Raw genomic sequence first — 12,369 nt, 5'->3', positions numbered from 1 at the left:
TGTGTTACACTGTTTGCACTTTAATTGAGCAAGTGATTCGACATACTAGACAAGGGTCTAGGTGTGATTTAGCGTGAGGTGATATGGATTTCGTCGAGATTGGCGCCAAGATTGGTATTTATTTTATCCCGTTCCTTTTTGCACTCTGTTTTCACGAGTATGCACACGGTTGGGTTGCGCGTCGTCGTGGTGACAACACGGCGGAAATGATGGGTCGTCTGACGATGAACCCGATTGCGCACATGGATATGATTGGAACTTTGGTGCTTCCGATTATTTCAATCGTTTTAGCGACGCCGATCTTTTTCGGTTGGGCAAAACCGGTTCCAGTCAACGAGCGGAATTTAAAAAATCCCCGCGTGGATATGTTCTGGATTGCATTGGCCGGTCCTCTTTCAAATATCCTTTTGGCGATTGTGGGTTCGACATTGATCGCGATTGTCGCGAAGTATTTCTTGGGGGCTTCGTATGCAAGCGGCCTTATTGAAATCTTAAAAACCTTTATCGTGACGAATCTGTTCCTGGCGTTCTTTAATATTCTTCCTTTACATCCGCTGGATGGAGGAAAAGTTTTGGCACGTTTTCTTCCAGCTCAATTGAATTATAAGCTCGAGCAAAACGAACACATCACAAGCATGATTTTGATGGCTTTGGTTTTAACAGGAGCTTTGCGTATTCTCGCGATCCCTGTTTTCTGGAGCTATAACAATCTTGTCGGTCTTGCCTTAGGGGGCTTTGGTATATGAGTTCTGACGTGGTTCAAACCCCACCACCTGCACCTGTAAAAAAACTGCGCGTTATGTCTGGCATGCGCGTCACCGGTCGTTTGCACATCGGTCACTATTGGGGTGCGCTCCAAAACTGGCTGACTTTGCAGAATGAGTACGAGTGTTTTTTCGGGGCGATGGATTGGCATGGAATGACCACGGCCTACAAGTCGCCCAAAGAAATCACACCATGGACTCGTGAAATGGTGGCGGAATTCTTAGCTTGGGGAATCAATCCCGAGAAGGCGACGATCTTTATTCAAAGCCGTGTTCCTGAGCACTTGGAACTTTTCATGATCTTTTCGAACATGGTTCCGATGGGCTGGCTTGAGCGCGTGAATACATGGAAAGACGCCATTGAAGAGATGAAAGCTAACGACACCCACAATTTGGGTCGTTTTGCCTATCCAGTCTTGCAGGCGGCAGATATCGCTATCTATCGTGCCAATGCGGTTCCCGTGGGGGCCGATCAGGTGTCGCACTTAGAGTTAGCGCGTGAGCTGGTTCGCCGCTTTAACCACTTGTACAAGGCGAAACTTCCAGAGATGAATCCTCTGTTAACAGAGATTCCTTTGGTGCCGGGTCTTGACGGTCGTAAGATGTCGAAGTCTTACGGGAACACATTGTTCCTCACTGAAGACACGGAAAAAGATTTGAAGAAAAAAGTGAATCTGATGGTCACAGATCCTGCGCGCGTTCGTCGCGAAGATCCAGGAGAGCCGACGAAGTGTTCGGTGTATGGCTATCATAAACTCTATTCATCAGCCGATGATATCGCCTGGGTGGAACAAGGATGTCGCACAGCAGGAATCGGTTGCGGAGACTGTAAAGGTCGCTTGGCTGCCAACATCGAAAAACTTTCGGTAGGCCCAAGAGAAAAGAAAAAAGAATTGTTGAATAATCCAGGTCAGCTTGATTCAATCATCGACGCTGGATGCGACAAAGCGCGCAAGGAAGCCCAAAAGACATTAGAGATAGTTCGTTCCAGTATGAAATGGTAGAGGGGATCCAATTTCATGAGTATTACAGTTCAGTTGCCTAAATTCGAAGGACCGCTGGGGCTTCTTCTTTATCTTATTCGTAAAGAAGAAATGGACATCATGGATATTAAAATCCATGAGATCACCAAGCAGTATCTTGATTACATCAAATTGATGAAGGAATTGGATCTTGAAGTCGCCGGTGAATTCGTGGCGATGGCTTCCACTTTGATTCAAATTAAATCTCGCATGCTTCTTCCTCAGTACGATGAAAACGGAGAGGTTGTTGAAGCAGAAGATCCACGTAAAGAACTGGTACAAAAACTTTTGGAATACCAAAAGTATCAAGAAGCCGCGAAGCTACTGTACGAGCGCCCACTGGTAGGTCGTGACGTGTGGTTGCGTGGAACTCGTGAGTCTTTAGACCAAAAAGAAGAAGAGATTATTTTAGAAGAAAATGCGCTGTTTTCTTTGATCTCAACTTACCGTAAAGTTTTGCGTTCAGTTAAAAAGAAAGTGCATCAAGTGGCGGCGAAGGCGCAGTCTATCGCCAGCCGTGTCTTGGAAATCAAAGACCGCTTGATCGTGGGCCAACGCCTGACGATGATGGAATTGGTGACGGCGACAGAAGATCGCGCCCGCCAAGCTTTGATCACTTTCTTGTCATTGTTAGAGCTTGGAAAAATGGGTTTTGTAGGTCTTTACCAGACAGAAGCTTACGCGGATATCTGGGTGGATGCGAAGAAACCTATCGAAACAGACGTCTTAGCCCGCGTGGAAGAATACGATTCTATGCGTGCGGATCAAGTCGCTGAAAAGATGATGGAAGAATCCAAGAAAATTCAGGAGGATGAAGAGTTCCTTCTGACAGATGCAGAAGATAAGTTGGAAGAAGCCAACCCTCAAATGCAATTGGGCTTTATTGAGGATGGATCCTCTGCCGAAGCTACAGAATCAGGTCTAGATATCGCCACGGACGACGAGATCCTAGCAATGGAAAACGAACTATTTAAAGACGACGCAACGGAAGTATAAAGATGGCGAGAAAAAAGAAAAATCTTGAAGCACCAGTTGAAGCAGAAGCTGAAACAGCAGTGATGGAGGCGGAAGTTGAAGCCGCTGAAGTTGAAACTGAAGCCGAAGCAGTTGAACTTTCTGAATCTGAAAACGAAAATGCGTTCGAAGACATGGAGCTAGACGGTATTGAGTCTGATGCTTCGGTCTTTTTAAATGAAGAAGAAGAGTCTGAAGGTTTCCTTCCGGAAGCCAGTGAAGATGATGTGGCAGAAATGGAAGCGGAAGCTTCTGAAGAAGAAGATGTTTCTGTTGAAGGAACTGAACTTGATAATTTTGACTCTGCCGAAATCGAAGAAGTTGAATTCGTTGAAGAAGAGCGTCTTGAAAGCATCGTAGAAAGCGTTCTTTTTGCCAGTGACCGTCCGGTCAGTTTGGCCTCTTTAAAGCTTCTTTTTAAAGGTACCAACATCCGCGGTGATAAAATTCGCAGAGCCTTGGATCAATTGGCCGTGGAATACGCGGGTGGACGTCGTGGTGTGACTTTGGAAGAAGTTCCAGGTGGTTACCAACTGCGCACTAAAATCGATAACATGGAATTCCTAAAACGCACTTTGAAGGCTCGTCAATTCAAGCTTTCAGGTCCTGCATTGGAAGTTCTTTCTATCGTGGCTTACAAACAACCGACAGTGAAAGCCGAGATCGACGAGATCCGCGGTGTTGAATCGGGTCACTTGTTACGTGCGTTGATGGAAAAGAACTTGGTCAACTTCGAAGGTAAGTCCGAACTTCCGGGCCGTCCTATGCAATACGGAACGACAAAAAAGTTCCTAGAAATCTTTGGTCTTCGTTCGATCAAAGAACTTCCGACTTTATCTCAAATCGACGAATTGTTGCCTGAAGGTATCGACGAGCAACAAGCCGAAGAAAAACCAACCTTGGCTTCTATCACAGATTCTATGTCTGAAACTTTCGTGGGTGGTTACTCGCAAGGTGAAGACGAGTTGATGAAGATTCAAGAACAGCTTGAAGATATCGCGACGACAACAAACTTCTTTGAAGAAGAAAAACGTCGTCAGGCTGAAAAACGTGATCAAGAACGCGCCCAAAACATCCGTGATGCTTTGGCGTTCGGCGAGCCGGTTTCCACTCGCGATGCAAACTGGTTGAAGAAGTACGATGAGGCCTTGGCAGCAGGTACGACTTTGGTAGCCATCGCGGCTGACAAAAAAGCGAGCTTCATGAAATCAACCCCAGGCTCAGCAGAAGGTGCTTCAACAGAAGCATCGGAAGGTGATAGCGTTGAGGAGGCCTTGATTGCAGAAGCTGCGGCAGAAAATGAAGAAATGAGCGCTGATGGGGAGACTCTAGAAGGCGAAGTTTCTGAAGAGCTTGCCGAGGCATTAGAGTCCTTCGACAACGATGAAGATTTAGATGAAGCTTCTGACGATCAACTTTTTGCTGACAGCGATGAAGAGTCAGCGGAAGATGAGGAATTGCCATTCCTAGGAGAAGCTGATGACATTGACGAAGAAGGGGATGCTTCCGTTTAAGGTTTTATTAAGCCTTTGGATTGTCTATAACATCTTTACTATGTTCGTAATGCCCAACGTAGGTGCCTACTTTGGGCGCGTGACTTCAAAATTTATCACGCCCTACGCAAACACCGTGGGGCTGAACGCCAGCTGGAATTTCTTTTCCCCAGATCCTGCCCACACAATGTATGTTCGCTATACGATTCGTTACTCTGATGAAGAAGGTAACGATATCAAAGAGCCTATCGATGGTTATTTCCCGGCCGAAAAAAACAAAGGCATCTCGAGCGCCACAAGAAAACGTGAACTCTATGCCATGCGCTTTATGGTGATTGAGCCCAAGCGTTTGCGTGTTCTGTACGGACCTTGGCTGTGTAAGCAATATCCAGAGGCAAGTTCTGTTGAGATGGAGCACGTGATTGAAACTGTGCCGCCATTAGATCAAGTTGTTTTCAGAAAAGACGAAACTGTGAAGGATCTTTCTCAAGAGCTGCAGTACGTGCGTGAATACTATTCTTGTACCGGCGGTGCGGATGAGGAGGCTTTATGATTAAAGCATCTTTTAAAAACTTGTGGCAGAAATGGGATCACTTCTGGTTTGCTCCGCAAAACCTTTTAGGTCTGGCGTATATGCGCATCCTTCTTTGTGGAACGATGGTGTATCTGTATGCCGTACGCTCTTTTAATTTGGGTTATTATGGCGACAATGCCTGGATTCCGCGTTCCATGGCGTTAGAGATCATGCCGGATCTGTATCGTCCGCTCTTCTTGTGGGCGTTCTGGCCGGACTCGATGAATATGATCATGCACTCGTTGCTGGTGGTGTTCTTAATCCTTCTGACCTTAGGGATCGGGGGACGTTGGTTGATGTGGGCAGCCTGGATCATCAATGCGGGTTTTATTCAGCGCAATTATTCCGTGAACTTTGGGGCGGATATTATCGCGGCTCTGTTTTTATTTTATATGTCCTTCACGCAGTCCTGCGAAAGATTGAGTGTGCTCAATTTGATCCGTAAGAAAAGCACGTTTAAATCTTCAGACACGATCAGCTCGATGATGATTCGCATGATGCAGGTGCAGATTGCCGTTCTTTACGCTTACACGGGTTGGGAAAAGCTCAAAGGCGGAAGCTGGTGGGACGGTACGGCGCTATGGAGTGTGATGGCAAACCCGCAAATGACGACTTTTGATTTTTCATTCTTAAGAAGTATTCCGTGGGTGATTCCAGTCATTGCTTACCTGACGATTATTTTTGAGATTTATTTTCCAGCGATGGTGGCTTGGCCGAAGACACGCAATCTGTGGTTGCTCTTAGGTGTGTTCTTCCATGCAGGAATTGGGATTTTTATGGGATTGGGACCTTTTGCAACGACGATGGTGTCGACATACTTCCTTTTCTTGGAACCTCTCATTTTGGAACGCGCGCTGAAAGGACCTAAGCACCTTTTTGCGTCTCAAAACTAGATTTATTTAATTTCCGGTCCAAGTCTTCCGATCTCTCATATATCCTGGATAGGTGGGGGATCTATGAAATCTATAGTTCAGGGAGCAGCTTTATTAAGCCTTACTTTGCTAGCGGCTTGTTCGCCCATTGAAGGCAATTCCTTGCTTACAGATCAAAAAGACGATCCCTCCACGCATGCGGTCAGCAAAGAGCCTAAGTCGGAAGAGTTATTCCTTAAAGTCGACAGTCCTCAGATCAGTGCGACCGCCGGTCAAACTAGAGCCGATGTCTCTGGTGAGTGTTATGTTTCTACCTATCCGACACACCGTATTTATTTATTAAACGGTGGTTCGCAGATGCCTATCATCGACATCAATACCGGAAGCAACATCGCGAGTTGTAAGAATGGCCGCTTTAATTTTTCTTTGAATCTGGGAGCTATGGCTTCGGGTCAGTATTCATTGAAGATCATCATCTATGCTTATGATGCTAGCGGAAGCTTGGTCGTGAATGAAGTTCAAGGCCAATCCACCCTTCGTGTCGTGAAGCCTTAAAGAATCAGATTAAATTCATTGCGAAGTTTATTCTTCGCTTCTTGATCCTTGGTCTCAAGGATGATTGTGTCTTTCAATCTTAAATCCCGAATAAAGTCAGCACGACGGTTTAATGGAATCGAATTGGCGGAGACGGTTGAAAACGCAGAGTTAAACGGCGTTTGTAACAGAGTTCGTTCCTGGCGCTCAGTAGAGCTTAAAGTTTCTAAGATCTCTAAGACCAATTCTTTATTCGGAGAGTTCACGGGGATCGCGGCCCCCCAGACTAAAAGAGCACTGACGAAAGAAGTGGTGAGCTCTTTCGATTCTTGAGTCAAGGGTCCTTCCATTGCACCTTCTTCAGGAAGATCCCGATTTAACTGATCCAATTGCAAAGTCAGAACTTTCTTTTGCGCCACTTCGTCAAGTAGGCCTTGTTCTTTCCAGAGCTGGAAGTGTTTTAGCAACAAATCCTCATCTGCTAAAAGTAAAAGGAAGGATTCGCTTTTGTTTTTTAAAAAGTCGACGAAGCTTTCATGTTTTGAAGTCTGAATGCCGGTCTTCATCCAATAAAACGGCAAAAAGTGAAAAGCCCCCGTGGATTTGATGGAAAGGAAATCCGAAGCCACGCGGTTTTGTAACTGCTTACGAGTTTGCGCAATATCTAAAAGAAGATCTTGGTGAGCCAGCGTATTGGCCCAGTAAGAGGGAAGAAAGATAAGATCGACCGCGGGACTTGCCACGGTGTTGGCTAAAATCGCATCCCAATCTCGAGTAATAGTGACTGAAAATTTAACATTGAGTTCGTCTTCAAGTTCTTTTCTGATTTCTAAAGGAAAGAAAACTTCGTCTGTTGTGAAAACTTGAATTTTTGTGGGACTGATAAAGTAAGACCTAGAAAGACCTTGGGGTAGAACTCCGTGAAGAAATCCTACCCCCATACAGATAAGAAAAAATAAGGTCCAAAGAATCGCGTTTCTAATATGAAGTCCAGCTTCCGCGCCAGTCGGCGCTGCAGCCTCCTAGGCTGTCGCCTAGAAAGCCTCGTCGAAAGCAACCGCACCGCTAACACCCACTTGGTAAGCAGACACACGGCGTTCGAAGAAGTTTGCAAGCTCTTGCATGTCTTGAAGCTCCATGAACGAGAACGGATTTTTCACGTTGTAGCGTGGAGCAATGTTCAAGCTTTCAAGGCGTTGATCGGCACAATACTCAAGGTATTGGCGCATGTCTTTCGCAGAAAGACCTGCCACACCCAGGTGAAGAACGTCATTAGCGAAGTCCATCTCACACTCGATAGCATCTTCAAGCATTTGCACAACCATGTCTTCCATTTGTGAATTGAAAAGATCTGGTTCTTCTTTACGAGCTGTTTTGATCACTTCGATCGCAAAAGCCATGTGCATAGATTCGTCACGGAACACCCAGTTTGTACCAGATGCTAGACCCGCAAGAAGACCTTTTGAACGCAAGAAGTAAACATAAGCAAAGGCTGCATAGAAGAACAAACCTTCCACGCAAGTCGCAAAGCAGATCAAGTTCATCAAGAAACGACGACGATCTTCTTTGGTTTTTAGCTCGTTCAACTCGTTGATAGAATCAATCCATTTAAAGCAGAAATCGGCTTTCTTCTTGATAGAAGGAATATTTTCAATCGCCGAGAAAGCTTCCGCGCGCTCGTCTGGATTTGGGATGTAAGTGTCCAACAACGTCAGATAGAACTGAACGTGCAAAGCTTCTTCATAAAGCTGGCGAGACAAGTACATACGGCCCTCGGGAGAGTTCACGTGTTTGTACAAGTTCAACACCAAGTTGTTGCCGACGATAGAGTCACCTGTAGCAAAGAAAGCCACCAGGCGAGAGATCAAATGTCTTTCCGCCGGAGTCAATTTCGTGTGCAAGTCCACAAGGTCTGTAGAGAAATCAACTTCATCCACAGTCCAAGTGTTTTTGATCCCGTTTTTGTACATTTCGTACATAACAGGGTATTTCATAGGGCGTAATGTAAGGTTAAAACCTGGATCTAAAATCATAAAAACGTTCTCCGATGTATTTACGCTCCCTCGTCCGGAGGGAGCAATTTCGGTTCTAACGAACCAGTCTAGTCGCAGCACCGAGGTGCCGCGACATCCTCCGCATCCGCGGGCCTACTGACAAGCTTCACAAGCTTCTGGGTTTTCCAGAGAGCAAGCGATCACTTCAGCGTCTGTGTAAGTCTTTTTTGGAGCCGCTTCAGCAGCTGGTGCTGGCGCAGCGTCCATCGTGTTGGCAGCTTCAGAAGTCATGCTTAAACCATTACCTGAAGTTCTAACAGTCGTTTTAGCAATCTTAGTTGCTGGACGAGAGCGAAGGTAATAAGTCGTTTTCACGCCTCTTTTCCATGCATACATGTACATAGAAGAAACTTTACCGATTGTTGGACTTTCCATGAACAAGTTCAAAGATTGAGCTTGGTCGATGTAAGCGCCACGATCAGCCGCCATGTCGATCAAAGACTTCATCGGGATTTCCCATACAGTGCGGTACAACTCTTTCAATTGCTGAGGAATTGCCGCCACGTCTTGGATAGAACCATCTTGAAGTTTGATTTCATTGCGAAGGTCTTCGTTCCACAAGCCCATAGTTTTCAAATCAGTAACTAGGTACTTGTTGATTTGCATGAACTCACCGGAAAGTGTCTCACGCTTAAACAAGTTAGAAACTTGTGGTTCGATCGCTTCGTAGCACCCCACGATAGAGGCAATTGTCGCTGTTGGCGCAATCGCGATCATCAAAGAGTTTCTCAAACCGTGCTTTTTGATCTTTTCTTTCAATTTCTCAAAACGCTCTGGTTGAGACGGAGTCACACCCCAAAGGTCGTATTGCAATAAACCTTTAGCAGCTTTTGTTTGCTCATAAGCACCGTGAGGGCCGAATTGTTCAGCAAGTTCACAAGAAGTTACTAGCGCATTGTAGTAGATTTCTTCTTGAATTTTTGCTGACAAGTCACGAGCCGCAGCCGAGTCAAAAGGAAGCTTCAATTGGAAGAAAGCATCCTGAAGACCCATTACGCCCAAACCTACTGGACGCCATTTGTGGTTAGAGTCCTGAGCTGTTTGGATAGGGTAGAAGTTGATATCAACAACGCGGTCCAAGTATTTCACAGCTGTGCGAACAGATTTCGCCAGTTTTTCGAAATTGAATTGACCGTTTTCAACGTGGCGACCCAAGTTGACAGAACCCAAGTTACAAACCGCAGTTTCAGAGTTGGAAGTCACTTCCAAGATCTCTGTGCAAAGGTTTGAAAGGTGGATCACGTTACCAGCTTCGCCTGTTTGGTTGGCTTTCAAGTTCGCCGCATCTTTAAACGTCATCCAACCGTTACCAGTTTGAGCCAACGTTTTCATCATACGAGAATACAAATCACGTGCTTTGATTTGTTTTACGTACATTTTCTTAGCTTCGGCTTCTGCATAAGCCGCTTCAAACTCAGGACCATAAGTGTCTACGAAATGAGGCACGACGCGAGGGTCGAACAAAGACCACATTTGGTCTGCTTCAACGCGCTTCATGAACAAATCTGGAACCCAGTTAGCCAAGTTTAAGTTGTGAGTACGTTTTGCTTCATCGCCTGTGTTGTCGCGAAGTTCAAGGAACTCTTCGATGTCCGCATGCCATGTCTCTAGGTACACGCAAGCCGCGCCTTTACGCTTACCACCTTGGTTTACAGCGGCAACGGAAGAATCCATTGTTTTCAACCAAGGAATGATACCATTAGAATGGCCGTTTGTTCCTTTGATCAAAGAACCGCGGGAACGAACGCGAGAGTAAGCCACACCGATACCGCCGGCAAATTTAGACAACAAAGCGATGTCTGAATATTTGTCGTAGATAGCTTTAAGATCGTCCGCTGGAGAGTCCAAAAGATAGCAAGAAGACATCTGAGGACGAGTTGTTCCAGAGTTGAACAATGTTGGCGTTGAAGCCATGTAGTCGTGAGAAGAGATCAAACGATAGAACTCGATAGCCTCTTCAACTGATTGAGCCAAACCACAAGCCACGCGCATAAAGAAGTATTGAGGAGTCTCGAACACTTGGCGAGAAGTTGGATTTTTCAATAGATAACGATCGTAAACAGTTCTTAGACCGAAGTATTCAAAACGGTCTGTGCGGTACGGTTCGATCGCTGCGCAAAGAGCGGCTTTATTAGCTTCCACGAATTTATAAGTCGCCTCAGACAACAGACCTACAGAATGACCGAAAGCCACAGAGTCTGCGAAAGATTGAATTTTTTGAGAGCGAACTTCTTCGTCAATATAGATAGAAAGAAGACGAGCAGCCAAACGAGAATACTCAGGCTCTTCACCGATCAATAGGGAAGCTGTCTGAATACAAAGATTGTCGAGTTCGTTTGTTGTTGCGCCATCATAAAGACCACTGATTGCTTTCGTAGCAACACGTAGTGGGTCCACTTGAGTCAGGCCCTGGCAGTTGCGAGTCACGCGTTCAACGATCTTCGTAACGTCGACCGGCTCCAGCGTGCCATCTCTTTTTTTAACTCTCATGATGTGAGCTGTTGTTTCCAACATGGTGTATCCCCTCTGCCCCGTTCCATTTGGGCAAAAAAATCCCCGACCGATTTTTCACCCCTCGTAAAAAATCAGCTCGTGGCTCAATATATAAATGTGTGTTATTTTAGAGACTGAATCGCTAATCCTTAGCTGTTGGTCCAGAGTTGTTACTCGTCAACCTCCCTTAAGTGGCCGTCAGTTCTTCTTTCGGCTTACCCCTATATCTAGGGGTCTCTTTCAGGTGCCTCATCAATAAGGCGGGTATCGATCTCAATTCCAACTGTGTAATTCTTTCTTCGAAGTTGCAAGAATATTTTTTGGGATAACGCCAACTTTTTTGTGACGTTGCTCATCAATTAAGCAGATTCGGTGAAGCGCTTGACATAAAACTGCTGCAAACAAAATTAGCAAGAGCTGATGATTTTACCTCGTAAAACCAAGGTCTAGTTAGAAAAGTCTGTTTTTAGCTGTTTTAAACGGGAATTTCCCTGTACTGATCTTACACGATCTTAAATTGTACAGAAACTAAGCATGAGTTGTAGCAAGCGGGACGGATTTTCTTTGCAAAACGGACTGCAAATCCAAATCACCCGGTGTTTCAGCGACAAATTTCTGCGATTGATAGGACTTTCTCGCACGTAAATAGTCGATGATGTACTGGTGCGTACCCATTTTATCCTTCGTCCATTCCGGCGCCACCAGCTCATCCCAGCGCGAAGAGTACGCTGCCAGTCGGTGCATCGCAAAGCGCGGTGAAAGATGCTGCAAGAAAAGTTCAACCCGGTGAGCGTAGGTGTCGCGATCAATCGGAGTGAATTCTCCGGCGTGGTACATGCCCTCTAAAGGCGTATTTTTAAGAACGTGCAAGTTGTGAAGCTTCACATTGGTGATAGGGAGTGTGTTCACGATCTCAGCGGTCTTCACGATGTGATCATCTGTCTCTCCGGGGTTTCCAAAGATCAGATGAATTCCCAAATCGACTTTTGTGTTCTCAGCAATTTTGTGAACGGCTTCTAAGGAGGCCTCGGCCGTATGTCCACGTCGCATGAACTCCAGTTGATCGTTGAAGAAGCTTTGTACTCCCAATTCAACCGCGACGAATGATTTTTCGTGATACTCTTGCCACATATCTAAAACTGCTTTTGAAAGACAGTCCGGGCGTGTTCCTAGTGTGAAACCTTTCACCCAAGGATACGAAAGAGCCACATCAAAGTTGTGACGAAGAGCTGAGACTTTCGTGAATGTATTTGTATAGGCTTGGAAATAGATCAAAAACGCTTTGGCGTTGTAACGAGCGCCGATTTTTGATTGATAAGTTTCAATCTGATTTCGCAGCTCCATGGAAAGGCTTTCGGCATTGGCAGCAGATCCCCAGACATCACAAAAAACGCAGGTCTGCATGCCCTTTAAACCGCGGCGGTTGGGACAATCATCCACGACAGAGACCGGCACCTTATAAACCTTTTCTCCAAAGAGCTTATTGTAGTGCTCACTGATTGTATGATAGGGAAGTCCTAACCAGCCTTTTTCCATAGGTTCTTGTACA

11 protein-coding genes are annotated in these 12,369 nt (G+C 45.6%); 7 read left to right on the top strand and 4 right to left on the bottom strand.

Annotated elements, in window-relative coordinates; genetic code table 11:
• The first annotated feature begins 83 nt into the window (after positions 1 to 83).
• The 7 genes from ACLWBD_RS09230 to ACLWBD_RS09200 all read left to right on the top strand — a co-directional run bounded on the left by ACLWBD_RS09230 (position 84) and on the right by ACLWBD_RS09200 (position 6,294).
• Positions 84 to 746: a site-2 protease family protein gene (locus ACLWBD_RS09230; RefSeq protein ID WP_063207160.1), complete on the top strand. Its 663-nt coding sequence runs from the start codon at positions 84 to 86 to the stop codon at positions 744 to 746.
• Positions 743 to 1,768, top strand: a complete 1,026-nt coding sequence (gene trpS / locus ACLWBD_RS09225) for a tryptophan--tRNA ligase (RefSeq protein WP_063207163.1) — start codon at positions 743 to 745, stop codon at positions 1,766 to 1,768. The genes ACLWBD_RS09230 and trpS overlap by 4 nt, the downstream gene beginning before the upstream one ends.
• 15 nt (positions 1,769 to 1,783) lie before the next feature.
• Positions 1,784 to 2,782: a segregation and condensation protein A gene (locus ACLWBD_RS09220; protein ID WP_063207166.1), complete on the top strand. Its 999-nt coding sequence runs from the start codon at positions 1,784 to 1,786 to the stop codon at positions 2,780 to 2,782.
• Positions 2,783 to 2,784: 2 nt separating this feature from the next.
• The gene (scpB, locus tag ACLWBD_RS09215; RefSeq protein ID WP_413567996.1) at positions 2,785 to 4,314 is read left to right on the top strand and encodes an SMC-Scp complex subunit ScpB; all 1,530 of its coding nucleotides are present in this window, start codon (positions 2,785 to 2,787) and stop codon (positions 4,312 to 4,314) included.
• Positions 4,280 to 4,846, top strand: coding sequence for a hypothetical protein (locus ACLWBD_RS09210; protein WP_413567995.1), 567 nt, complete (start codon positions 4,280 to 4,282; stop codon positions 4,844 to 4,846). The genes scpB and ACLWBD_RS09210 overlap by 35 nt, the downstream gene beginning before the upstream one ends.
• Entirely contained in the window at positions 4,843 to 5,760 is a 918-nt protein-coding gene (locus ACLWBD_RS09205) for an HTTM domain-containing protein (RefSeq protein WP_413567994.1), read from the top strand. Before ACLWBD_RS09210 ends, ACLWBD_RS09205 begins: the two co-directional genes overlap by 4 nt.
• 63 nt (positions 5,761 to 5,823) lie before the next feature.
• Positions 5,824 to 6,294, top strand: coding sequence for a hypothetical protein (locus ACLWBD_RS09200; protein WP_063207175.1), 471 nt, complete (start codon positions 5,824 to 5,826; stop codon positions 6,292 to 6,294).
• Here the strand turns inward: ACLWBD_RS09200 and ACLWBD_RS09195 are convergent.
• From ACLWBD_RS09195 to ACLWBD_RS09180, 4 genes are all read right to left on the bottom strand, one after another.
• Positions 6,291 to 7,214 (bottom strand): hypothetical protein, encoded by a 924-nt coding sequence (locus tag ACLWBD_RS09195; RefSeq protein ID WP_413567993.1) that lies wholly within the window; start codon positions 7,212 to 7,214, stop codon positions 6,291 to 6,293. The genes ACLWBD_RS09200 and ACLWBD_RS09195 overlap by 4 nt on opposite strands.
• A gap of 93 nt (positions 7,215 to 7,307) precedes the next feature.
• Entirely contained in the window at positions 7,308 to 8,306 is a 999-nt protein-coding gene (locus tag ACLWBD_RS09190; RefSeq protein WP_063207180.1) for a ribonucleotide-diphosphate reductase subunit beta, read from the bottom strand.
• A gap of 114 nt (positions 8,307 to 8,420) precedes the next feature.
• The gene (locus tag ACLWBD_RS09185) at positions 8,421 to 10,841 is read right to left on the bottom strand and encodes a ribonucleoside-diphosphate reductase subunit alpha (RefSeq protein ID WP_063207183.1); all 2,421 of its coding nucleotides are present in this window, start codon (positions 10,839 to 10,841) and stop codon (positions 8,421 to 8,423) included.
• A gap of 507 nt (positions 10,842 to 11,348) precedes the next feature.
• Entirely contained in the window at positions 11,349 to 12,356 is a 1,008-nt protein-coding gene (locus tag ACLWBD_RS09180) for a TIGR01212 family radical SAM protein (RefSeq protein WP_413567992.1), read from the bottom strand.
• Positions 12,357 to 12,369: the final 13 nt, after the last annotated feature.

It is taken from the genome of Bdellovibrio sp. HCB117, from assembly GCF_047305915.1.
Classification (GTDB): Bacteria; Bdellovibrionota; Bdellovibrionia; order Bdellovibrionales; family Bdellovibrionaceae; genus Bdellovibrio; species Bdellovibrio bacteriovorus_B.
Note: the sequence above shows the minus strand (reverse complement) of the source record. Positions and strands in the feature narration are given on the sequence as shown.

Coding starts and splice junctions, on each gene's coding strand:
- ACLWBD_RS09230 (WP_063207160.1), top strand. CDS start 84: ATGGATTTCGTCGAGATTGGCGCCAAGATTGGTATTTATTTTATCCCG.
- trpS (WP_063207163.1), top strand. CDS start 743: ATGAGTTCTGACGTGGTTCAAACCCCACCACCTGCACCTGTAAAAAAA.
- ACLWBD_RS09220 (WP_063207166.1), top strand. CDS start 1,784: ATGAGTATTACAGTTCAGTTGCCTAAATTCGAAGGACCGCTGGGGCTT.
- scpB (WP_413567996.1), top strand. CDS start 2,785: ATGGCGAGAAAAAAGAAAAATCTTGAAGCACCAGTTGAAGCAGAAGCT.
- ACLWBD_RS09210 (WP_413567995.1), top strand. CDS start 4,280: ATGACATTGACGAAGAAGGGGATGCTTCCGTTTAAGGTTTTATTAAGC.
- ACLWBD_RS09205 (WP_413567994.1), top strand. CDS start 4,843: ATGATTAAAGCATCTTTTAAAAACTTGTGGCAGAAATGGGATCACTTC.
- ACLWBD_RS09200 (WP_063207175.1), top strand. CDS start 5,824: ATGAAATCTATAGTTCAGGGAGCAGCTTTATTAAGCCTTACTTTGCTA.
- ACLWBD_RS09195 (WP_413567993.1), bottom strand. CDS start 7,214: ATGGGGGTAGGATTTCTTCACGGAGTTCTACCCCAAGGTCTTTCTAGG.
- ACLWBD_RS09190 (WP_063207180.1), bottom strand. CDS start 8,306: ATGATTTTAGATCCAGGTTTTAACCTTACATTACGCCCTATGAAATAC.
- ACLWBD_RS09185 (WP_063207183.1), bottom strand. CDS start 10,841: ATGTTGGAAACAACAGCTCACATCATGAGAGTTAAAAAAAGAGATGGC.
- ACLWBD_RS09180 (WP_413567992.1), bottom strand. CDS start 12,356: ATGGAAAAAGGCTGGTTAGGACTTCCCTATCATACAATCAGTGAGCAC.